The following is a 21,032-nucleotide window of genomic DNA, read 5'->3' as shown; positions in this document are numbered from 1 at the left end:
TCTTCATAAAACCGTGATCTGTTTCAACTCGGATCTGTTCGCTTGATTAAATTATCAATAAACATTTTATTTAAGAAATCGCGTACGCAATTTTCAATCTTTGATCATCGCGGCGCGGTGCGTCAGATAGATTTATATCAATTTCAAATGAATGCATCAGTTGCGGATGCCGGGCATGGACGAAGTCACAGCACGCCGTTGAGAGCCATTATTTGTCGTATAGACGCAGCCTGCGGTAAATCGCAGGTCGACATTGATTATTCAAACAGGATTGGCCGTGAATAAATCGTTTCGCTCAATATGGAATGAAGCTCTTGGCAGTTGGGTCGCCGTTTCGGAATCAACCATGGCGCGCGGCAAGCGCTCTGGCGCAACTGTCGTGGAGAGCGGGGATGACGCTCTACCAGCGGCGCGCTGTCCGCACCGCATTATTGCCGCGCTGGGGTTCTCTGTTGCTGTTGTGTCGACGATGGGTACCGCCTATGCATCCACTTGCGGCGACGGCTCCGCAGTCTCGACCGGTGGGACCTGCGTGCCGGGCACTTTCAATCCTGCGGATAATGATGACCTCGCGGGGGCCGTGGCCGTTTCCGGCGCCGATGTGGTTCACTTGTCCGGCGGATGGACCGGCGGCTGGAGTGATGCCGGCTACACGATCATGCCGCTCGGCAGCACGACGATCGTCTCGGGCACTGCCAACCAGCCACGTCTCACTCTTGGTGCGGAGGTGCAAAGCGTCAGTACGCCCGCCTCGATCACCGGCGGCAACATTATCGTGGCCACCTATAACTCGGGCAACTTCGTCGCTTCGAACTGGGACACGGCAAATGTGCCGGTTTTTCATAACGTCGATGGAAGTCAGTATGTCGACGCGCGGATTGGGACAGTCTCCAGCACAGGCGGTACCCTCGACGTCGCGATTGGAAATCCGGCCAGCGTTCCGGCGTCAGCGGGCAATAGCATTGCAATGGCGGCGAAGGAGACCGACCTGATCTACGCCGACGGCACCGGCGCCGCGCCGAGCGTGGTCACTTGGGACTCGCGTAATCAGGTCGATTTCGTATCGCTCGCTCCGGGCGGAGGCGCCAGCACCTATACCATGCGCGTTCCATCGTACGCCGGTACTTTTCAGGCTTTCAACGGCAGCAGGTGGAGCGTCACCGATACAACCTCGCTAGCCGCCTACAATGATTTTCTCGTACGGTCGCTTCAGAGCGGCGCATTGAATTCGCAGTCCGCCTACGACACCGCGTTCAATCAGGCCGTCAGCTTCACGCAGCAAACCGTTCAATACACCAACAATGTGTCCGCGAGCGATGAAGTGTCTCTCCCCACCGGGAACCTCTCGGTCATTCATGGCACGGGCGCGAACGCGATGCTACATGTCGGTGCCGGTGGGCAGATCGACGTGCGTAGCGACAGCGGCCAAAGTTTCGCCGTCCTCGCGGAAAACGGCGCGCACTTCGTCAACGATGGACAAATCTCCGGAGGCTTCACGCTAGTTGGCCTTCAAAGCGGCGCCCAGGGCGTCAACAATGGCGTGATCTCATCCGGCTACGCGTCGGGCAATAACTTCAACACCGGCACGGCGGCCCAGCCCGACAACTTTGGCTATAACGCCTATACCGAAGGCTTCGGCGTATCGGCCAATGGAGCAGGCACCCGCTTCATCAACAACGGCATAATGAATGTCGCTGCCTGGAACTATACGGGGAGTAACAACCTCGCGCTGCAAAACTATGCGGTGGCCGTGTCGGGTACTGCAGCGGCGTCGAACGCGGGCGTGATCAACGTGGGGGTCAACGCGACAAATCTGAACAGTCAGGCGATCGGTGGCCTGGTGTCAGACGGCAGTTTTACCAATTTGGCGGGCGGCACGATCTACGTCGGGCGCGCGGCGCAGTATGACGCCGCTTCTCCGGAGGCCGCGGCAGACGTGGCGCTTTCCACGCAATCGTATGGCGTGCTGCTCGGCAGTTCGGGGACAGCGAACAATCTCGGCGATATCGTTGTCGGTGGCCAGGCGCAAAACGCCACGGCAATGGCGAGCATCCATTCAACGTCAGGCATCTTGAACAACGGTGGCAACATCATCGTGAACGGTGCGGCTTCAGGATTGCCGCTTGCAAATGTCGGCATGCTTGCCGACAACACCGCCGCTACCGTCAGCAATACAGGCACGATTGAGTTGAGCGGCGTCAACGGTATCGGCATCGAAGTCATCGGCACCGGCTCCACGCCGACCGCTGCAACGTCGACGGGAACGATCACCGTTGCCGGTGGCGCCGATCCGGCCTCGGGCACGCGCAACTACGGCGTCTGGGCGCAAGGCGCGAACGCCACCGCAACGGTCGATGGCGCTGTCAATCTGACCGGGACCGGCGCGATCGGCGTGCATGCGCGTTCAGGCGCGACCATCGATGTCGGCGCGAACGCGGTCCCCGACTTCATTTCCGGCGCCGGGCAGATTGGCTTCTTCGCCTATGGCGCCGACTCGAGGATCAACGTCGCCGCACAGCGACTCGCCGTCGGCACCACCGACTCGACGTTGTTCCGCGTCGCCGGTGGCGCGGCGTTCACCGGCTCTTCGACGGCAGGCCCTCTGACGATGAATATCAACGGGCAGAATGCGCGCGGAGTCGTGGCAACGGATTCAGGCTCCAGGCTCTCAACCGGCAATTCTATCTATAACGTCAATGGACCGAACGGCATCGCCATTACAGCCCGGGGCGGTGCGGCCGGCAGCATCGATTCGGCGAGCGTCGTTAACCTGAACGCAGCCGGAGCGATCGCCGGCCTCGTGGATGGACAGCCGTACGACTTGACCAACGCGCCGAGCGGCGCACCCGTGGCGACCGTGTTGACGAACAATGCGGCCGTGCGATCGGGCACCGCCGGAGTGACCGGCTTTGTCGCGCAGAATCTTGGGGTGCTCGCGAACAACAGCACCGTCACGTTGACGGGCGCCGGTTCGACCGGTGTCGTCGTTGGTTCGCAAGGAACGGTCAGCAATGCGTCGACGATTTGCGTGTCGAACGGGACGGGTGCTTTGGTGCAGGGTGCAACGGCAAGCTTGATCAACAACGGCACCACCGAAGCGGATGACGGCATCGCAGCTATCCGGTTGACCGGCGCAGGCGCGTCCGTTGGGCTGCCGGGCAGCGCAACCGTGATCGCGGGCGGAACGGCGGACGGTATTCAGATCGATGCGAGCGATTCGGCAGGCAGCGCCACCGCGGGCCCCGCATCGATTACGGTGAGCGGTTCAGGAAAGGGTATCGACAACCTCGGCGAAAATTCGACTATCGCGTTGAGCGGCACCAGAATCGGCACGACCGGTGCAGCGAGCGATGGCGTGTCGTCGACCGGCGCTCGTGCAACGATCTCAGCCGACGCCGCGACCATCATCAAAACGGCGGGCGACCACGCAGTCGGTCTGTTTGTTTCGGGGGCTGGTTCGACGGTGACGAATTCGGGTGCAGCAGTCACCACCACCGGTCAGAACGCGATCGGGATCGAGATGATCAATGGCGCCAGCGCGACGCTCACGGCGGGTAGCGTGTCCACTGCGGGGCAGGCCGCGCCGGGTGTGCAAGCATCGGGCGCAGGATCATCCATCTTGTCGAACAATGGAACGATCATTCGTACCGCAGGAGCGGCATCAATCGGCGCCGATGCGAACGCCGGCGGATCGTTGGCGCTAAGAGGTGCGCAGATCGCGACCACCGGAATCTCCGCGCACGGCGTGGTGGCTGCCTCGGGCGGCACGGCCACGCTGGCAACGACCGCGATCAAAACGACCGGCACGCTGGCAGACGGCGTGGTTGCACAGAACGGCGGCACCGTCGCCGACACGGGCTCGACCATCAGCAGCGCTGCCGCGAATGGCGCGACGGCGGATAGTGGTGGCGTGCTGACATTGAGCGCCACGACGCTCAACGGCGCTACGTCCGGCGTCGTCACTTCGGACACGCTCGCCAATGGCGCGACCAGCGTCGTGACAGTCAACGGCGGCAATGTGACGTCTGCGACGGGCCCGGCTTTCCTCGCGAATGGCGGCACGGCCGATCTCATCGTCCAGAACGGAACGGTGGCCACTGCGGGCAACGGCACGCTTCTGAACCTGACCAACGGCAGCAACGTCACGTTCACTGCGTCGAACGAGAACCTCACCGGCAATATCTTTGCGGATGTGGCCAGCACCGGAAATGTATTCCTGACCAACCATACGACGCTTACCGGCCAGATCGATCCTGTCGACGTGACGATAGACGACACCAGCGCGTGGAATGTCACTGCCAATTCCACACTTGGCGGTCTGACCAATGCGGGCAACGTGGTCTTCGTCGCGCCGACCGGCGACCCGACGCTGGCGGGCAGTTACAAAACCGTCACCACGAGCAGCTACGTCGGCAACGGTGGCGCGATCGCGTTGAACACGTACCTGGGCGCCGATGCATCGCCAACGGATCAGCTCGTCCTGAACGGCGGCAGCGCCAGCGGTACGAGCGCACTGAAGATCAGCAACACGACCGGCTCCGGTGCACATACCACGAGCGATGGGATTCCCGTGGTCGTCGCCACCAATGGCGCGTCGACCGCCGCTTCCGCGTTCCATCTTGCGCGGCCCGTGCAGGCCGGCGCGTACGAATACCTGTTGTATCGTGGCAGCCAGAGCAGTGCGAATAGCTGGTACCTGCGTTCCGATCTGATCCCGACTTCAACGACTACACCGCCCGGCGTGCCGGCTCCGGCCGCGGCCGCGGCTGCGGTACCCGCAGCATACCGACCGGGCGTGGCGGGTTACACGATGACGCCGTCGCTGAATATCGACTACGGCTTCGCCACGCTGGACAGGCTGCACGAGAGAGTGGGCGATATCGCGAACGTCGAGAAGCAGCAGCCCGGCAATCAGAACGGAGTGTGGGGGCGCATCGGTGGTCAGACACTCGACGCAGACGCCGGCAGCCGCTTCGCCGCCGACGAGAAGACGTTCTTCGCGCAGTTCGGCAAGGACTGGACTCTCGACCACGCAGCGGGCGGCGGTAGCACTCACGCGGGCGTGACGGTAACCTTCGGAACAGCGGATGCCAGCTTCAGCGACATGGCGCGTAGCATCAATCGGGCGCTGTCGGCGTCGACCGGTTCGACGGAGATGCATGCGCAAAGCGTGGGCGGCTACTGGACCCGTTACCTGTCGGATGGCACCTATTTCGACAGCGTCGGACAGCTGACGCATTACAGCAACCGCTATAGCGATGTGTATGGCAGCAGTGCGTCGCAGAACGGTTTCGGGGTCGCGTTGTCCCAGGAGGTCGGCAAGCCGTTCTACCTGGGCAGCAGCGCGGTCGCGATCGAGCCGCAGGCCCAACTCATGTACCAGTACCTGAAGCTCAACGGGTTCGAGGACAACATCTCGGCGATCACCGGTACGACCACAAACGCGCTGCGCGGCCGCCTCGGCGTGCGCGTGTTCCGGGCCAACATGGAAAACGCCACGCGCACGAGCACCACGACGCCTTACTTCACCGCCGATGTGCTGCACGACTTTTTCTCGCCGGGGCAGACAGCGGTTGGTGGAACGTCGTTCGATTTGGGCCTTGGTCGAACCTGGTACGAGTTGGGAGTCGGCGTGGCCACGAGTTTCGGCAAGTCGGGCGAGTTCTACGCCAACGTGAAATACTCGCGCAATCTAGAAGGACAGTACCGTCAAGGAGTGATGGGCAAGGCGGGCTATCGATACAGCTGGTAAGCGCAACGGCGTTTGCTCGCCGCAATCTGGGGCGATGGCGGTAGTCTCGCGAACAGAAACCCGTGATGCGTACTGTTAAGCTTGCGCGTGCCGATGCGGTTCCGCGCCGGGCTCGTCCGTCTGTCCCCTCTATATCCTAGCAATATCGCAAGATTCGCTGATATTGCTCCTGTGATCGATGCTTCCTCCTTTGCAACAGAGATATGAAGTCTGTCACCATCGCGATCTGCAACTATAACTATGAGCGCTTCCTTGCCGACGCTATCGACTCGGCTCTCGCTCAGGACTATCCCGCGACGGAAGTACTGGTCGTGGACGACGGCTCGACCGATGGTTCGCGCGAGCTGATAGAGCGATACGGCACGCGTATTTCGACCGCGTTCAAGGAAAATGGCGGACAGGTCTCGGCATACAACCGGGCGATTGAAGAGGTCGACAGCGACGTCGTCATCCTGCTGGACGCCGACGATATCCTTTACCCGGACGCTGTGTCGGCAGTCATGCAGAAGTTCGGGCGGGGCGCTTATGAAAAGGTGCAGTTCCGGCTCGATGTCATGACAGGCGCTGGCGAACTTACCGGTACGCACATTCCGCATTCGGATGCTCCCGTCGACAGTGGTTCGTTGCTTCGCGACGGCTGGCTTTATCCGTCGCCGCCCGCATCCGGCAACGCATACAGCACGAAGGCGCTGCGCCGTTTCTTTCCGATTCCCGAAACGGCGGAAACGCGGTATGGAGCGGATTTCTTCGCGATCTACGGCGCGGCATTGCTGGGCCCCGTCGCTTCCATTGCCTGCTCGCTCGGTGGTTATCGAGTGCATCAATCGGCAACGTCGACTGTTTCTTTCGCCAACGCCGAGGACGCTGAGAAGGTGCCAAAGGCACTCCTTACCCGATGGACCATCCTGCGTCAGATAGCGCACGACCGGCTCGGCATTGAGTTGCCCGCGACGTTCCACGACTTCTCCTATGAGAAAGCGATTTTCTGCACGCAGGTGCATGGTGCGTCGATCGTCAAGCGTTATAAATGGTTTGCGCTGAAGTCCCGAAACTATCTGCATTCCATCGTCGCCAATCCGTTCTGGAGTATGAAGAAGAAAATCGGTCTGCTCGCACTGTCGAGTCTGTGTCTATTCCCGTACTCTCCCGTGTCGGACTACGCGGTTCGATATATCGCCAACCCGCTGGCGCGCCGCAGCCGCGCGGCACGCTGATGCCACTCCCGTATTCGACACAGGCTCGAGAGAAATCGTTATGAACAGGAAGGAGAACATCCGGGTACTTGCATTCGTCTATGGCGGCTACATCATGAGGTATCTGTACCTCATCGTCGTGATTCCCTTTTACGGACGCGTGCTCGGCGTCGCGGAATATGGCCGCGTACTGGCGGCCATGTCGCTGATGAATGTGATCTGGATGCTCGTGAGTTACGGCTTCACCTTTGTCGGCATGCGGGAGATTTCGAATACGCAAGCGCTTGGAGAACACCACGCGATCTTCTCATTGCACTCGAGCGCACGCCTGTTGATGGGTTTGCTCGGCGGTGCGGTCGGCGTCATCGCCACGTTTTGCTCGCCGGCTCTTGCGGAACGGCCGGCGATCGGCATTCTCGCCACTTCGCTCGGCATCGTATCGGGCTGGAACCTCGGCTGGCTTTTCCAGGGGCGTCAACGATTTCGTACGCCGATCATGCTAGAAGTGCTCGGCTTCGCCGTGAGCCTCGTGCTGATCCTGTCTCTGGTTAGCGGCCCGGCGGATTCGTCGTGGGTGTTGGGCAGCCTGCTGATTGCCGGTGTGGTTTCGTCGGTGATTGCTTATGGTCTGACGATCTTCGAGATCGGCTTGCCGGTGATTCGCTGGCGTGGCGTGCCGCAATTGTTTCGCAGCTCGACCATGTTGTTTTGCTACTCGACCGGATCTGCGGTTCTCACTGCTTCTTCTACTTACCTGCTTACGCTGCTGTCTACGTCCTCGCAAGTCGGATACTTCGGTGCGGCGGAGCGCTTCGCGACGATCGGACTGAGTCTCATGGGACCGGCGGGGCAGGTGTTCATACCGACCATCACGCGGCAACTGGCGCAAGGCGATCACGGCGGTGCACGCGCAACGACTCGCCGGGGTGCCGCCTTGCTGATGGGCTACGGATTGCTCGCGCTTGGCGGCGCGCTTGTTCTTTCGCCATTGCTGTTGCCGCTGATTCTCGGCAAGGCATTTGCGCCGAGCGCCGCGGTGTTGCAATGTCTCGCGTGGATGTTTCCGTTTGCGGCGTTCAATCAGTTCGTCGGCTTTTACGTTCTCGTTCCGCGCAAAAAAGACCGGCTGCTAGCCGTGGCCGGGGTGATGTCCGGGCTCGCCAATCTGGCGGCGGCACTCTTTCTTGCACCTCGACACGGTGCGATGGGCATGGCGCTGGCTCGGGTGGTCGGTGAAACGACGCTTTCGTTGATCCTGCTTTGCTTCATGGTCCGCTCAGGTCTGCTGGACGATAGCGTGCCGGTAGTAGTGAGGGATATGCTCGTTAAGGCGCGTTTCGGGGCGGTGTCGGATGAGTAGAGGTGTGCGGGAAGTTTGAGTGGCGTTTTGGGGTCACGCATTGCACGCCATTTCGGCGGTGCGACGGAGTTGGCCTTCTGCAAGCGTCCCGCTGCTGATTGCACAGAAAGGTTGGCAAAAGCAAGTGGATGGATTTAGGCGCGCATCTTGATTACGGTGCGAGTGGTAGTAGTACGCACGCTTTAGCTGCGGTCGCGAGAAGAGAGAACTAGAGTTGCAGTTCGCCGGTCTGCGCGTCTACGCATGCCGGTTGCTTTCGACATGCGTTACGTGTGTACCAGGTCGGGTATTCGATCGCACCGTGTGCGATGCCAGACCGGATTGAACCGATATCAAAGTTGTACCTGCGACAACAACGGGTCTTGAAGGGGCGCAGAGGCTAGCGGCCGTTATCTGGCCTCGCAGCTAGCGTCCGCGTTCTTTCCGGTCACTTACCAAGCGTCGCTTTACGCCGTTACCGAAGGTACGATTAGTGCTGGCGTCACGGCATTTTCCACAGCGGCCGTTCCTGCGCGTCCATATTGATCGTCGAAGCGCACGATGTCGTCTTCGCCGAGATAGTGCCCGGACTGTACTTCGATCATTTCCAGCGGCGTCTTGCCGGGGTTCTCGAGGCGATGCACCATGCCGACGGCAATGTAGGTCGACTCGTTCTCGCTGAGCAGGAAGTTCTGCTCGCCGCAAGTGACCCGGGCAGTTCCGCGCACGACGATCCAGTGTTCGGCGCGATGATAGTGCATCTGGAGCGACAACTTCTTGCCCGGATCGACAACGATACGCTTGACCTGAAAACGCTCGCCGCGATCGATCGAATCATAGTGTCCCCATGGCCGATGAACCTTGCGGTGGTCTTGCGCCTCCGCATGGTGCTCGGATTTGAGCCGTCCGACGATCGCTTTGACCTGCTGCACGTCGTTCTTGTTGGCCACGAGCACTGCGTCGGCGGTTTCGATCACCACGACGTCCTTCAGGCCGACACACGCAACGAGGCGTCCTTCCGAATGCACGAAGCTATCTTCAGTTCCTTCGAACATCACCCGGCCGCGCGCCACGTTGCCTTCTGGGTTTTTTGGCATGATTTCCCACACTGCGTCCCACGATCCCACGTCGGACCAGCCAGCGGCGAGCGGCATCACGACACCGCGTGGCGTGTCGTCGTGGGAAGTAGAGGCGAGGTGCTCCATCACAGCATAGTCGATCGAATCCGACGGACATGCCGCGAACGACGCAGTGTCTGCCTTGAAGAAGCCGCCCTCGGTCGTCCCGTTGCTCCACGCGGCATCGCAGGCGGCAAACATCTCCGGCTGGAGTGTCTCAATGGCGCGAAGCCACGTCGATGCCCGCACGACGAAGATACCGCTGTTCCACCAGTACTCGCCGGACTCGAGATATCGCTGCGCCAACTCCTGGTGAGGCTTCTCCACGAAATCTTCGATCAGGTGAGCGCCCGACGCGCCGCTCGGGCCGGACAGCGGTGCGCCGAGCTTGATATATCCGTAGCCGGTTTCGGCGTGACGCGGCAGAACACCGAGCGCGACGATAGCGTTTTCCCGCGCGTAGGCGGCCGCTTGCGCCACCGCAAGCTGGAACGCTCGGTTGTCCGATACAGCGTGGTCCGCCGGCATTACAACCAGCACCGGGTCGCCGTGACGGGCGCGGGCATCGAGGGCCGCGAGTGTAAGCGCGGGCGCGGTGTTTCGCGCGGCGGGCTCGAGCAGGATGCGGGCAGGCTTGCCGCTCACGCGCACCTGAGTGGCGCTCATGAATTTATGATGCTCGCCGCAGACCACCAGCAATTCGTTGGCGAGCTCAACTTCATCCAGGCCGTCGAGACGTACGGCGGTCGAACTCAGCAGCGATTCGTCGGCGATCAGCCCAATCAACTGTTTAGGATGATGCTCGCGCGATAGTGGCCACAAGCGGGTACCTGACCCGCCCGCGAGGATCACGGGCAGAACGAGGGGAGCGGTTTCAGTAGGGTGGCGATGAGCTTCGCCGGATGTGATCTGTTTCATTGACTAACTCCGGGAGTGGCGTTGAGGCGGCACGACAGGCTGCCGAGTTTGCCGTCTGCGCGCCGCTTCGCATGTTCAGATTCGGCCGTCTGCGCGACCGCTTCGTTGCTGCGTTCTGCCGACGCGCGGTTCATACGCCACGGGTTGTTGAGCGACTTCTGGGTATCGACGCCGGCGCGGATCATGCCGATGAAGGGCATGCCATGTTGCAGGAATGGGCCGTCGGCTTTGCGAAAGCCGAAGCGTTTATAGAATGTTTCACGATGCGCGGGTGAATGTGTTCTCACCGGGGCATGGGGCCAGCGTTCATCAGCGGCTGCCAGGGTGCGCTCCATTAGCCGCTCGGCGGTATCGTCATCGCGGCGTGTGGGGTGGGTGAGCGACTTGTCGATCATTGCTTCTGGATCGACCTCGTCGCCGGGCCGCAGACGCGCGTAGGCCACGACCAGCGATTCTCCGCCGATCGTGTCGACAGCGAAAACGTGCACAGCGGTCTCGTCCTTGCCGTCGATGTCCTGATGCATGTGAGCATCCTCAACGACCAGAATGGCGTTGCGCGCGCGCAGAATCTGATAAATCTCCACTGAACTCAATTGACCGAATTCGCGGCATTTCCAGTCCATGATGTGTACCTCGTTCGATTACCGGGCGAATCAATTGGTCCGCATCGCATTCTCTTCCGAGGTCACGAAGCGAAGCACAGCCTCTCCAGAGGAAGATTATATTAACGAGCACCACGTCGGATCTCTGTTCGACAGAATACCGACCGACAATTCGTTCGAATCGAATCGTTATCCGAAGCATTGTGACATCAAGCGATGGATTGCACGCGCACTGCATTGGAATCGAGCGGCTATTGCCACGTCGATGATGTCGGCAATCGGGCTAAAGGGGCGCGTGCCGACGCGACTCGCTGTTGCCGCGATCGCCGAGTAAACAGTTAGAAATGGATCGACAAAGTCGCCACGCAAAGACAAAAGCTCCGGGGCGGGCTAATGAGAGAGCGCGCCATCAAAGCGCGCGCGCCAGCTCTGCTTCGGTGCGCAGCCCGAGGCTATCTTTGGACTCTGTGTTTTCATAGGTGTCGGGCACGGAACTAACAGCGCACGCGGCTTCGATAAGTGTCTGTGCTGGCACGACGCTGTGTTCCGACGTCGGCAGCGAGCTGTCTTCATCAGCAGGTGTGGCGCGTTGTGCCTGCAGTTCGCGATGACCCTCTTCGACTAATTCCAAAAGCGCACTGCGGAATCGTTCGGCTCCAAAGCGCTGCGCGTTCGCGCGGCAGGCTTTCGCATCGAATGTGCCTAGCGGCATGGTCTCAAAGAGCGCCAGCGTCGCAAGCAGCGCCTCGGGCGTTTGGGTATCGAAGAACATCCCGGTGGGATACGGATGGGGAGCGGCCCTGACCGATTCACGGACGCCGCCCTTGCCATACGCGATTACCGGCGTTCCACACGCTTGAGCTTCCACCGGCGAGATGCCAAAGTCTTCCTCGGCGGCAAAGACGAATCCTTTGGCCCGTTGCAGATGATCGTGCAGCACATTGAATGGCTGATACCCGAGCAGCGTGACATTGGGTCCGGCCAGTGCGCGGATCTTCGCCATTTCCGGGCCGTCACCGATCACCACGAGCCTGCGTTCCGGTGTGCGTGAGAACGCGTCGACGATCATGTCGATCCGCTTGTACGGCACCATGCGGGACGCAGTCAGATAGAAGTCGTCCTTTACTGTGCACAGGTTCAGATGATCGACATCGACCGGCGGATAGATCACCGTCGATTCGCGTCGGTAAACCTTCTGAATGCGCCGGGCGATAAAGCGCGAATTCGCCGCAATCAGGTCGACACCGTTCGCCGAGCGCGCATCCCAGTTACGGATGTAGTGCAACAGCGTGCGTGCGAGCAATGATTTGAAACCGCGGGCCAGCCCCGCCTCGTTCAGATACTGATGCTGCAGATCCCACGCGTAACGCACCGGCGAATGAACATAACTCACATGCAGTTGGTCCGGCCCGTTGAGTACGCCCTTCGCGACGGCATACGAACTGGAAAGGATGACGTCGTAGTCCGACAGATCGAACTGTTCGATGGCGAGAGGAAACAGCGGCAGATACGCACGATATTTCGTCTTCGCACGCGGCAACTTCTGGATGAAGGATGTGTGAACAGGGCGCCCGTGCAAACACGAACGGTCCTCAAGAAAGTCCACGAGGCTGAAGATGTCGGCCTGTGGAAAGCATTCGATCATCTGCGCGAGCACGCGCTCGGCGCCTCCGTTGACAACCAGCCAATCGTGAACGATAGCTACTTTCAAAACCAGATTCCTTTCGAGTTTTATCGCCAGCCGAGCTTCCCCTGGCCGAGATTGCGCAGTGAACTGTTAGACGGCACCACGCTGCTGTCGGCAGATTGTCCTTGTAAAGGCCACGCTGCTATGTACGAGACATTACCGTCGAGAGGGCATCCAAATAAAAAGTCGGAGAACGAACGACTTGGCATTGATACTTCCATTAAACGTCACGTAGTGGCGAGTCGGGTTGACAATGTATAACTTTGTAGGGCGAGAAAGTCGGTACTCTTGAGGTGGAATTTGAAGGGATTGACCGTGAGTTGAGTGCAGCAATTGCTAACGACGGCTCAAGGAATCAGGTACGGAATAATTAGGCCCGGATGCCTCGTAACGTTACAGAGAGAGTATGGAATAACGGCGTACGCCCGCTGAGGCCGGGACGGAGGTTTTGCAAAAACCTCCTGACCTTCGTCGGTATGTGTGGCGTGGTTCTATGTGTGCTAATGCCGGCGGCATGCGCTTTCGCGGAACGTCTGGATCGTGGCGACATCGACGCGCCCCCAAACGTGACGCGTGCAGTGCTCGACATCATCAGCTACGCGCGTTGGCCAGTTCAACCCGATGTGTATCGACTGTGCATAGCCGGGAGCACGGAGTATCTACGCGACATGACTGTTCAGACGAATGCTGTCGCCGGTCGCCCGGTGCAAATGCGGGATCTGGACTTGCGTGGTGAGCCGTTGTTATCGAACTGTGATGTGGTCTATCTCGGCGCTCTTCCGGGCGAGGCACGCAAGAATCTGCTGGCTGGCTCGCGGCAGTTGAAGATTCTGACCATTGAGGAGCGGGGCGAAGATTGTACCGACACTGCGATGTTCTCTCTGCGCGCACTCGGCAATCGCTTGTCGCTGAAGGTGAACCTCGACGCTATCGCCCGCAGCGGGATAAAAATCAATCCGAATGTATTGTTGCTTGGGCGTCGTAAGCCTGTCCAGCCATGAGTAAGCCATATGCCAATGACCGGCAATGCCCACTCACGCTCAACGCGGTGCTGAGGCGAGCACACTTGAGCGTAGCACTGAGTACCGTTCTGCTCGTCGGAGTGTCGTTTATCTTCGCTGGTCTGATCATGTTGCGGATGTATATCAACTACAACCTCGAACTGGTGGCTCGTGCAGCGAGTTACACTGTCGAAGCCGCGTTGGTCTTCAACGACCAGGGAGCGGCGGTCGATTCGCTGACGCTGGTGGTATCGCGTGAACGCGTCGAACGAGCGGAGGTGTTGACCGAAGACGGTGAACTGTTCGCCGCATGGATGCACAGCGAACCCGGCCCGAGGTTTATGGCCGAACGGAGGCTTGCGAAGCTAATCCTGCCGGGGCCCGTCATCAGATCCATCGTGCACGATGGTATGCCTGTCGGAAAAATCCGGCTGTACGGGTCGGGCGAGGACCTATTGAAGTTCCTGAGCTTGAGTATTGCCGGTGCAGTGCTGTGCCTTGCGTTAAGTGGTATGGGCGCGCTCTATCTTTCACACCGCACCCGCTCGGAGATCGTGTTACCACTGCAACAACTGGCGAAAACAGCTTACATCGTAAGACGCGAGCGTATGTTTGACAAACGTGTCGCTCCGACGGCGATTCTCGAACTGCGAGAACTGGGAGACGACTTCAATGCGCTGCTCGACGAAATGGAATGCTGGCAGAAACAGGTGGAACTCGAGAACGCTTCTCTCGTACACCAGGCCAGCCATGACCCTTTGACCGGTGTTCGAAATCGCGCTTTCTTTGAAGCACAACTGCAGCGATGCGTGAGACATGGGCTCGAATCTGGCGAGAGGGTGGCTGTGCTTTTTATCGACGTCGACCGTTTCAAAGCGGTTAACGACGAACTCGGCCACGAAGCAGGTGACGCGGTGCTATGTGGCATTGCCGCCCGGCTCAAGTCGAGTGTCCGTGAGAGCGACATGGTCGCGAGGCTTGGCGGAGACGAATTTGCTATCGTGATGAAACCCATAGGGGAAACAAACCATGCAGTGGCCTTGGCCGAGAACATCCGGCTCCGAATTGCAGAACCGATTGCGCTGCCGTCAGACGAACATTTGACTGCGTCTCTGAGTATTGGCATAGCGATATTTCCCGATCATGCAACCGATGCCGCATCGCTTTTACGTACCGCGGACGCTGCAATGTATAGAGCGAAGCGGCACAAGCGCGGTACTTATTTTCTCGCTGGCGGTGGCCGGGACGTGCAAGTCAGAAATGGTTGGAGAAGTCCATGAGCCTGTATGTCAGGAACCTCGCAGGAACGACCGCCCATGGCGTTTTTTGTCTGATACCGATGTTAGCTTTGCTGACAGGTTGTCAATTGTGGCACAGGCATAACCATTTTAGCGATGCCCAGATTGCCGCTCTGGAACGCACCGGATTCACTCGAATAGTCGACAGTAACTCAATGGAGTTCGACGGAACAGACCGATTGCTGTTCGCGAGAGGTGAGGCGACTTTGGGACCGGAAGCCCGGCACGCACTCGAACGCATTGGCTACGTGCTGATCAACATGCACGTCGAGCACATCTGCGTGAATGGATACACCGACGCGGATGGCGGCGTGAACTATAACCAGCAGTTGTCAATACGTCGGGCGAAGGCCGTCGTACGTGTGTTGATGGATATCGGCATTCCCGCGAAAGACATTGAGATGCATGGGTATGGTGAGTCGAGCCCGGTAGCGGACAATGCCACGAAGGCTGGCCGGAGCCAGAACAGGCGGGTCGCAGTGGTCGTTTCGTCCGAATAGGTTCTCGATCACAACGCGAAGCGCTTGCTATAGGCACGCTTCGAAGTAGCAAAGCTCATAAAGAAATTGAAATATTGTCAATTGAATGCATTCTTTAGATGCGCCCGGCTAGACTGATCAACGTGGCCGTAGAAGTTCGCAAACTTAAAGAAAGCGTGGAGTGGGTAGGGATCGGGAATGAGGTCGGTAGATCTGATCTTCGGCACATGACATCTCCCAGCAAACCACCGAACGCGCATTGCTTCATTGTCGCGTTGATTTTGCCAACCAGAGCAGCCGTCGTTTATCAAGGTTCTAATTAACTGCCACTTTTGCGCGCATGGCTGATTGTTTATGGATAGCGTCTTGAAAAACCCGCCGACGTACCTGAGCGCGCAGCTGCTGCGGATCACAGGGCCATTCTTACTCGCAGTCCTTGCAGTGCTCATACTTGCTACGGTCAGCATCAGGGTCATGTCTTCCGCGCGCACTTATATTGTTGGTGAGAGCGTGTGGTCTAAGGATCAGAAGGACGCCATCTTCTATGCGGAAGTCTATGCGGAGACCGCCAGCGAAGAGGCATACAAGCAGTATATATCGAGCGCCGACAATCTGCGCAAGCTGAGGAGTGTCCGGCTAGAACTTGCGAGGGGCGCGCCCGATGCGGCATTTGCCCGTACTACATTGATTGACAGTGGAATCGCGGCGGAGGATGTCAGCGATGTGATCTGGGTTTCGAGAATTTTTCGACATACCCGTTACTTCAACGAAGCGATGAGCTACTGGTCGCGCGGCGATGTGGAACTCGAGCGGCTGGACGAGATAATGCAGACTTTGCGAGAGCAGTTGCAAAGCCGTGCGGAAGTGACAAGCGTCACAGACTCTCTCAAACGACGGATCTGGCAGATTAACGCCGATATCCGGCCACTCGCGAGCAAGTTCTCTGATGTGATCTGTACAGCATTTCGTAGAACCGCCACGCTCCTGATGGCCACCGACCTGTACGCGTCGATCTTGTTGATGTTTCTGTCGACGTTCCATGTGAGACGTTCGATATCGGAGCGTAAAAAGATAGAGATTGCGCTTCTAAAAAGTGAGGCGCGAGCGAAGGCGACGCTGGGATCTATAGGCGAGGCAGTGATCGTCACGGGGGCGTCGGGCTATGTCGAATTCATCAATGCTGCAGCCGAGCGGATATCCGGCCGGTCTGCGGCTGACTGTGCCGGCAAGCGCTTGCAGGAGACGCTTCGACTCGTGCACGAAGGGAACCGGGAGCCGGTCAACCTCGTATCGAACCGATTTGCCGAGCGCGATGAGGTCGGCATGGCCGCGGACATGTTGCTTCTGCGTGGCGACGGCAAGGAGATATTTGTACAGGCAGTGACGTCCCCGATTTGTGACACTGGCAGTGGCTCGGATACAAATGGCTATGTACTGATACTTCGCAACATGACGCGTGAGCGCGAATACCGTGAAAACCTCGCGTGGCAGGCCTTGCATGACGCATTGACCGGGCTTGTGAACCGCGCCGAATTCGAGCGCCGCCTGAGCGTCGCGCTACAGACGCCGCGCGAAGATCCGCTGGCGAAGGAAACATCGGCGCTTCTGTTTCTTGATCTCGACCGCTTCAGAGTTGTCAACGATACCTGCGGACACGCGGCGGGAGATTCGATGCTCCGCGAAGTGGCGAAGCGTTTCCAGCAATGTCTGCGCGCCAACGATACTCTCGCGAGATTTGGGGGTGATGAGTTCGGCGTGCTGTTGCAGGACTACTGTTCGGCGGACATCGAACGGGTGACAGAAGAACTCCGAACATGTCTGAACGAGTTCGTATTCATGTGGGATGCGCAACCGTGCACAACCAGTGTCAGCGTTGGCGTCCTGAAAATCGTCGATATTGACAATGGGATGACGGTTGAGCAGGCGCTCAGGCTAGTAGACGTTGCCTGCTATATAGCTAAGGAGAGAGGTCGCAACCGCGTGCAAATGGCGGACCTGTACGATAGCGAATTGCTGCACTACGTGGACGAAGCCTCGTGGGGTCGGCGCGTCAAGCAGGCGATGGAGGCCGATGAATTCTGCCTTTACGTCCAGCCGATTGTTGAAATCAACGAAGCGGATACGCTCGGAAACCCGCGCGGATATCACGCCGAGCTTCTGCTGCGGATGAACGCGAGAAGCTCTGGAGGCGGCGTTGTGGCGCCAGGTCTGTTCATTCGCGCGGCGGAGCGGTATGGGCTCATGCCCGCAATCGACCGTTGGGTGATCCGGACAGCGCTGGAGCGATTGTCTCGCATCGAAACGCCGTACTTTGCGCAATACGGCATCAACCTGTCGGGGACGTCGATCGGGGATGAGCGCTTCCTTGATTTTGTCCGCGAGCAGTTCGCCCGTACAGGTGTCGCACCGAGTCTCATCTGCTTTGAGATCACGGAAACAGCGGCGATTGCGAATCTCACTTCCGCTGTCCGGTTCATGCGTGAGCTCACCAAAATGGGTTGCCGGTTCGCACTCGACGACTTCGGGGCGGGGATGTCTTCTTTCGGCTATCTGAAGCAATTGCCGGTGGAGTACCTAAAGATTGACGGTAGCTTCGTCAGGGACATAAATCACGACCCAGTCAGTTGCGACATCGTTGCTGCGATCAACGATATGGGACACGCGATGAAGTGCAAAACGATTGCCGAGTACGTGGGTAGCGCGGAGGTTCTTGAGGCGCTGCGCAGACTGGGTGTGGATTGCGCGCAGGGTTACTACTTGGGGCAGCCCGCCCCTTGGATCGAGGCCGAGGTTAGTACGCAGGAGGTGTAATGGGTAAGTCGTTCTGCAGGGAAGGCAATCTGAAGGACATCGCGAGCTATCCACGCTGGTTGCAGGATGTGGTAGACGAAACGCTGGCGGTGAGGCAGGAAGTGACCGGGCATCCGCTGTTTGTCGCGATGCGTGATAACTGGATCGGTGAACGGGAGATGCGTGCATTTCTCGTGAATGGTTGGCCCGTCGTCAACCAATTCCCGCAGTACATGGGCATGAATTTGCGTAAGCTTGGCCCACATGAGACAGCCGGCACGAGAATGGCTCGCCGGTATCTCACGCGCAATATCCGGGTCGAGCAGAACCACGCCGACTACTGGGTTGATTGGGCCGCTGCGTACGACGTATCGCGCGAGGCGATGCAGAATGCGACGGGACCTTCGCTTGCGTATGCGCTGAGCCATTGGTGCTGGAAATCCAGCAGTAGTGATTCGCTGCCGGCAGCGATTGCCGCGATCAATTTCGCTATTGAAGGTGTTACAGGCGAGTGGTCGACGCTCGTTTGCAGTAGCGGTGAACTTGAAAGTAGCTATCCGGAAGAAATCCGGAAGCACGCAATGCGGTGGCTGAAAATGCACGCGCATTATGACGATGCCCATCCATGGGAAGCACTGGATATTGTCGCGACGCTGCTCGGGCATGAACCGCTACCGCAGGAAGTGCGCGACGTCAAGCGCAGCATCACGTATAGCTATGAGTATTTCAAGGTAAGCCTCGATTGCTGCTGTTAGGCGGATGCTTTTAATTCGAACAGGCGCTGAAAAGGGCGGACGTGCGTTGCTATGAAAAAAAGGGCCTTCACGCCCACGGACGTGTGCACTTGAGCCAGCATCATCGTTTCCTGACGCTCAAGACGCGGACAGCGTGCGATGGGTTTTGCCCACGTGAAGCAAGTGACCGGGTCATCGACTAGGTGCAACTTTCGATCCAACTGCTAGAAGAGAGCGCGAAGGATGGCGATATGCGCGGCACGGCGCTATTCGAAATTGGCGCGGATGGTTTTGATATGGGTGTCGATCCCGGTCGCTACGGGCGCTGTGTGGTTAGCAGCTTCCGTATCGACGCGACCGAGCAAACAGATATCCGAAGCGGCAGAATCGCAGATGATTGAGCTATTAAAGCAAGGGCGATTCGGCGAGATATATGACCGGGCCGACAACGCGTTCAGGATCGCGCAGCGACGCGAGAGCAGCATTGAAACGATGAGGATGGCATTCGCGGCGCGTGGGATGATTGTCGACGACAGCGACCTGATGACGACATGCTTTCCCCGTCAGGTGAGAATGGTGCGCTTGCTGAAAATGTCGACGGGTGTGGATTTGACTGCCACAAGCATATGGTATGTCTTCGATGATCAGGCGACGCTGCTGTTCTTGCAGCTAAATGACGGGGAGGACCGTACCGCGCGGCAAACGACACAATTTCACGCGTGTACTACGCTGACGTCGGCAGCACCCCATCAATGACTGTCGTGGCGCCGGAGAAGCCGTTTCGCAACAACGCTTCATATCTTTTCCCGCTCGGTATTGCGCTGGCTTAGTGCTGGCTTTGTCCAGTCTTCGAAGCGAAGCCCCCCGCACGTGTCGGAACTCCCGCGCGTTGTTGGTCACTAAAATGGCGCCCACTGCGAGCGCATGGCCTGCAACGGCCGGATCGTTTTCGGCGACCGAGATACCAAGATTGGACAGTTCGACGCGCACTCGTATCGTTCCGTCTGCAGCCGTCGCATCCCATGGCAAACCACTGTCGAGGCGTAGAACGAAAGCGGCCACCAGTTCCGCATGCGTCGACGAGGCTTTCTTTCCCTCTGAGGCAAAGCGTATTTCGGCGTACGTGACAGCAGAAAATGCGCAGCGTTGCAGGCCTGCAGCCTGTCCAGAATGCACCGGGGCCGCTCGCGCATGACCAACGAGCAGATGCCGGTATCGAGCATGTAGATTTGAGTCACGGCGCCGACTCCTCAGCGTTATCGGTATTGCTGCACCGACTGCACCGGCCCGTCTGGAAGATGGCGGGGCGGTCGGACATGAAGTCTGCATCGGCGCGCGGTTCGTCGGCGAATGAAGTCCAGCTCGGACGCGCGGGCCGCAACATAATAGTATCGCCTTCACGACGTATCTCGAGTTCCGTCACGCCTTCGAATCGCATCTCCTTCGGAATGCGAACGGCCTGGCTGGTGCCATTTTTGAAGATGGAAACAGTACGCATGCGAGTGTGCCTATAGAAAGTTAACGTTTAGACGCGCGGAGGCATTCTGTTTATACGTCAGCGCTCATGTTTTCTCAATACGAGAAAAAACGAGCGAACAAATCGGAGGCGATGACATTGACAATAAAGTTGCGTGGGTCGTGAGTGTCACGACGCACAGTATCAACCGCGATAAGCTGCCCCAATCGGCGGGGCGGCCCTGGAATTTAACTCTCGCGTGCTGCCAACGCCGCGTTCATCGTCGTGCTCGGGCGCATGACGTTATTCAGCTTGTCGGCGTCAGGCTTGTAGTACCCGCCAACGTCGACCGGCTTGCCTTGTACTTCCGATAATTCGGCCACAACGAACTGCTCGTTGTGAGTCAGTTGCTTCGCAAGCGGGGCGAATTGCGCAAGGCGACGCGCTGGTGCACAATGCGCATTTGTGCGCGGACCTTGGCTACTACTATCACGACCACGACGTGGAGGAGAGAGCGCGTCGCTTCGGCGAAGTGGTCGAGATGACCTTGCCCCTGTTTGACGAACCCCATAACCGCGGGAGTTATGCGGCCTGGCCTTGTTGGGCTGCCAGCCATTTCTTCTCGAACGTCATGGGGCTGACGTAGTCGAGTGTCGAGTGTAACC

The 21,032-nt window shown here is 58.8% G+C and carries 14 protein-coding genes and 2 pseudogenes; 11 read left to right on the top strand and 5 right to left on the bottom strand.

Annotated features, from left to right (window positions below):
- Positions 1-277: 277 nt before the first annotated feature.
- The 3 genes from LJ656_RS29925 (at position 278) to LJ656_RS29915 (ending at position 8,305) form a co-directional block, all read left to right on the top strand.
- Positions 278-5,752 (top strand): autotransporter outer membrane beta-barrel domain-containing protein, encoded by a 5,475-nt coding sequence (locus tag LJ656_RS29925; protein WP_230513096.1) that lies wholly within the window; start codon positions 278-280, stop codon positions 5,750-5,752.
- Positions 5,753-5,955: 203 nt separating this feature from the next.
- Positions 5,956-6,966: a glycosyltransferase family 2 protein gene (locus LJ656_RS29920; RefSeq protein ID WP_230513095.1), complete on the top strand. Its 1,011-nt coding sequence runs from the start codon at positions 5,956-5,958 to the stop codon at positions 6,964-6,966.
- Positions 6,967-7,006: 40 nt separating this feature from the next.
- Complete coding sequence (locus tag LJ656_RS29915) at positions 7,007-8,305, top strand: lipopolysaccharide biosynthesis protein (protein ID WP_230513094.1); 1,299 nt, start codon at positions 7,007-7,009, stop codon at positions 8,303-8,305.
- Positions 8,306-8,751: 446 nt separating this feature from the next.
- On the opposite strand, the gene LJ656_RS29910 is transcribed toward LJ656_RS29915, so the two are convergent.
- The 3 genes from LJ656_RS29910 to LJ656_RS29900 form a co-directional block, all read right to left on the bottom strand.
- Positions 8,752-10,320, bottom strand: coding sequence for a mannose-1-phosphate guanylyltransferase/mannose-6-phosphate isomerase (locus LJ656_RS29910; RefSeq protein WP_230513093.1), 1,569 nt, complete (start codon positions 10,318-10,320; stop codon positions 8,752-8,754).
- On the bottom strand, positions 10,317-10,943 hold the full coding sequence (locus LJ656_RS29905) for a GNAT family N-acetyltransferase (RefSeq protein ID WP_230513092.1): 627 nt from the start codon (positions 10,941-10,943) through the stop codon (positions 10,317-10,319). Before LJ656_RS29905 ends, LJ656_RS29910 begins: the two co-directional genes overlap by 4 nt.
- A gap of 388 nt (positions 10,944-11,331) precedes the next feature.
- A complete protein-coding gene (locus tag LJ656_RS29900; RefSeq protein WP_329958913.1) occupies positions 11,332-12,633 on the bottom strand; it encodes a glycosyltransferase family 4 protein in 1,302 nt (433 codons plus the stop codon).
- 356 nt (positions 12,634-12,989) lie between these two features.
- Here LJ656_RS29900 and yfiR point away from each other — a divergent pair, with 356 nt between their 5' ends.
- From yfiR to LJ656_RS29865, 7 genes are all read left to right on the top strand, one after another.
- Positions 12,990-13,610: a regulatory sequestration protein YfiR gene (gene yfiR, locus LJ656_RS29895; RefSeq protein WP_486651437.1), complete on the top strand. Its 621-nt coding sequence runs from the start codon at positions 12,990-12,992 to the stop codon at positions 13,608-13,610.
- A complete protein-coding gene (dgcN, locus tag LJ656_RS29890) occupies positions 13,607-14,890 on the top strand; it encodes a diguanylate cyclase DgcN/YfiN (RefSeq protein ID WP_486651435.1) in 1,284 nt (427 codons plus the stop codon). The genes yfiR and dgcN overlap by 4 nt, the downstream gene beginning before the upstream one ends.
- Entirely contained in the window at positions 14,887-15,408 is a 522-nt protein-coding gene (yfiB, locus tag LJ656_RS29885; RefSeq protein ID WP_230513089.1) for an outer membrane lipoprotein YfiB, read from the top strand. The genes dgcN and yfiB overlap by 4 nt, the downstream gene beginning before the upstream one ends.
- A 345-nt stretch (positions 15,409-15,753) precedes the next feature.
- Positions 15,754-18,198, top strand: coding sequence for a putative bifunctional diguanylate cyclase/phosphodiesterase (locus LJ656_RS29880; protein ID WP_230513088.1), 2,445 nt, complete (start codon positions 15,754-15,756; stop codon positions 18,196-18,198).
- Positions 18,198-18,932 (top strand): iron-containing redox enzyme family protein, encoded by a 735-nt coding sequence (locus LJ656_RS29875; RefSeq protein WP_230513087.1) that lies wholly within the window; start codon positions 18,198-18,200, stop codon positions 18,930-18,932. Before LJ656_RS29880 ends, LJ656_RS29875 begins: the two co-directional genes overlap by 1 nt.
- Positions 18,933-19,114: 182 nt before the next feature.
- On the top strand, positions 19,115-19,312 hold the full coding sequence (locus LJ656_RS29870; protein WP_230513086.1) for a hypothetical protein: 198 nt from the start codon (positions 19,115-19,117) through the stop codon (positions 19,310-19,312).
- The gene (locus tag LJ656_RS29865) at positions 19,305-19,667 is read left to right on the top strand and encodes a hypothetical protein (protein WP_230513085.1); all 363 of its coding nucleotides are present in this window, start codon (positions 19,305-19,307) and stop codon (positions 19,665-19,667) included. Before LJ656_RS29870 ends, LJ656_RS29865 begins: the two co-directional genes overlap by 8 nt.
- Before the next feature lie 478 nt (positions 19,668-20,145).
- On the opposite strand, the gene vapB is transcribed toward LJ656_RS29865, so the two are convergent.
- Positions 20,146-20,409, bottom strand: coding sequence for a type II toxin-antitoxin system VapB family antitoxin (gene vapB, locus LJ656_RS29860; protein ID WP_230513084.1), 264 nt, complete (start codon positions 20,407-20,409; stop codon positions 20,146-20,148).
- 206 nt (positions 20,410-20,615) lie between these two features.
- Positions 20,616-20,804: pseudogene (locus LJ656_RS29855) on the bottom strand (NADP-dependent isocitrate dehydrogenase); the annotation flags it as partial.
- A gap of 11 nt (positions 20,805-20,815) precedes the next feature.
- Between LJ656_RS29855 and LJ656_RS35150 the strand changes: the two are divergent.
- A pseudogene (locus LJ656_RS35150) lies at positions 20,816-20,860 on the top strand (hypothetical protein); the annotation flags it as partial.
- Positions 20,861-21,032 lie beyond the last annotated feature (172 nt).

Source organism: Paraburkholderia sejongensis (genome assembly GCF_020880815.1).
Lineage (GTDB): Bacteria > Pseudomonadota > Gammaproteobacteria > Burkholderiales > Burkholderiaceae > Paraburkholderia > Paraburkholderia sejongensis.
This window is presented reverse-complemented; position numbering and strand designations above follow the sequence as displayed.

Bases quoted from the DNA above. Each gene is read 5' to 3' on its own strand.
- LJ656_RS29920 (WP_230513095.1), top strand. From the start codon at position 5,956: ATGAAGTCTGTCACCATCGCGATCTGCAACTATAACTATGAGCGCTTC.
- LJ656_RS29915 (WP_230513094.1), top strand. From the start codon at position 7,007: ATGAACAGGAAGGAGAACATCCGGGTACTTGCATTCGTCTATGGCGGC.
- LJ656_RS29910 (WP_230513093.1), bottom strand. From the start codon at position 10,320: ATGAAACAGATCACATCCGGCGAAGCTCATCGCCACCCTACTGAAACC.
- LJ656_RS29905 (WP_230513092.1), bottom strand. From the start codon at position 10,943: ATGGACTGGAAATGCCGCGAATTCGGTCAATTGAGTTCAGTGGAGATT.
- yfiR (WP_486651437.1), top strand. From the start codon at position 12,990: ATGCCTCGTAACGTTACAGAGAGAGTATGGAATAACGGCGTACGCCCG.
- dgcN (WP_486651435.1), top strand. From the start codon at position 13,607: ATGAGTAAGCCATATGCCAATGACCGGCAATGCCCACTCACGCTCAAC.
- yfiB (WP_230513089.1), top strand. From the start codon at position 14,887: ATGAGCCTGTATGTCAGGAACCTCGCAGGAACGACCGCCCATGGCGTT.
- LJ656_RS29875 (WP_230513087.1), top strand. From the start codon at position 18,198: ATGGGTAAGTCGTTCTGCAGGGAAGGCAATCTGAAGGACATCGCGAGC.
- LJ656_RS29865 (WP_230513085.1), top strand. From the start codon at position 19,305: ATGATTGAGCTATTAAAGCAAGGGCGATTCGGCGAGATATATGACCGG.
- vapB (WP_230513084.1), bottom strand. From the start codon at position 20,409: ATGCGTACTGTTTCCATCTTCAAAAATGGCACCAGCCAGGCCGTTCGC.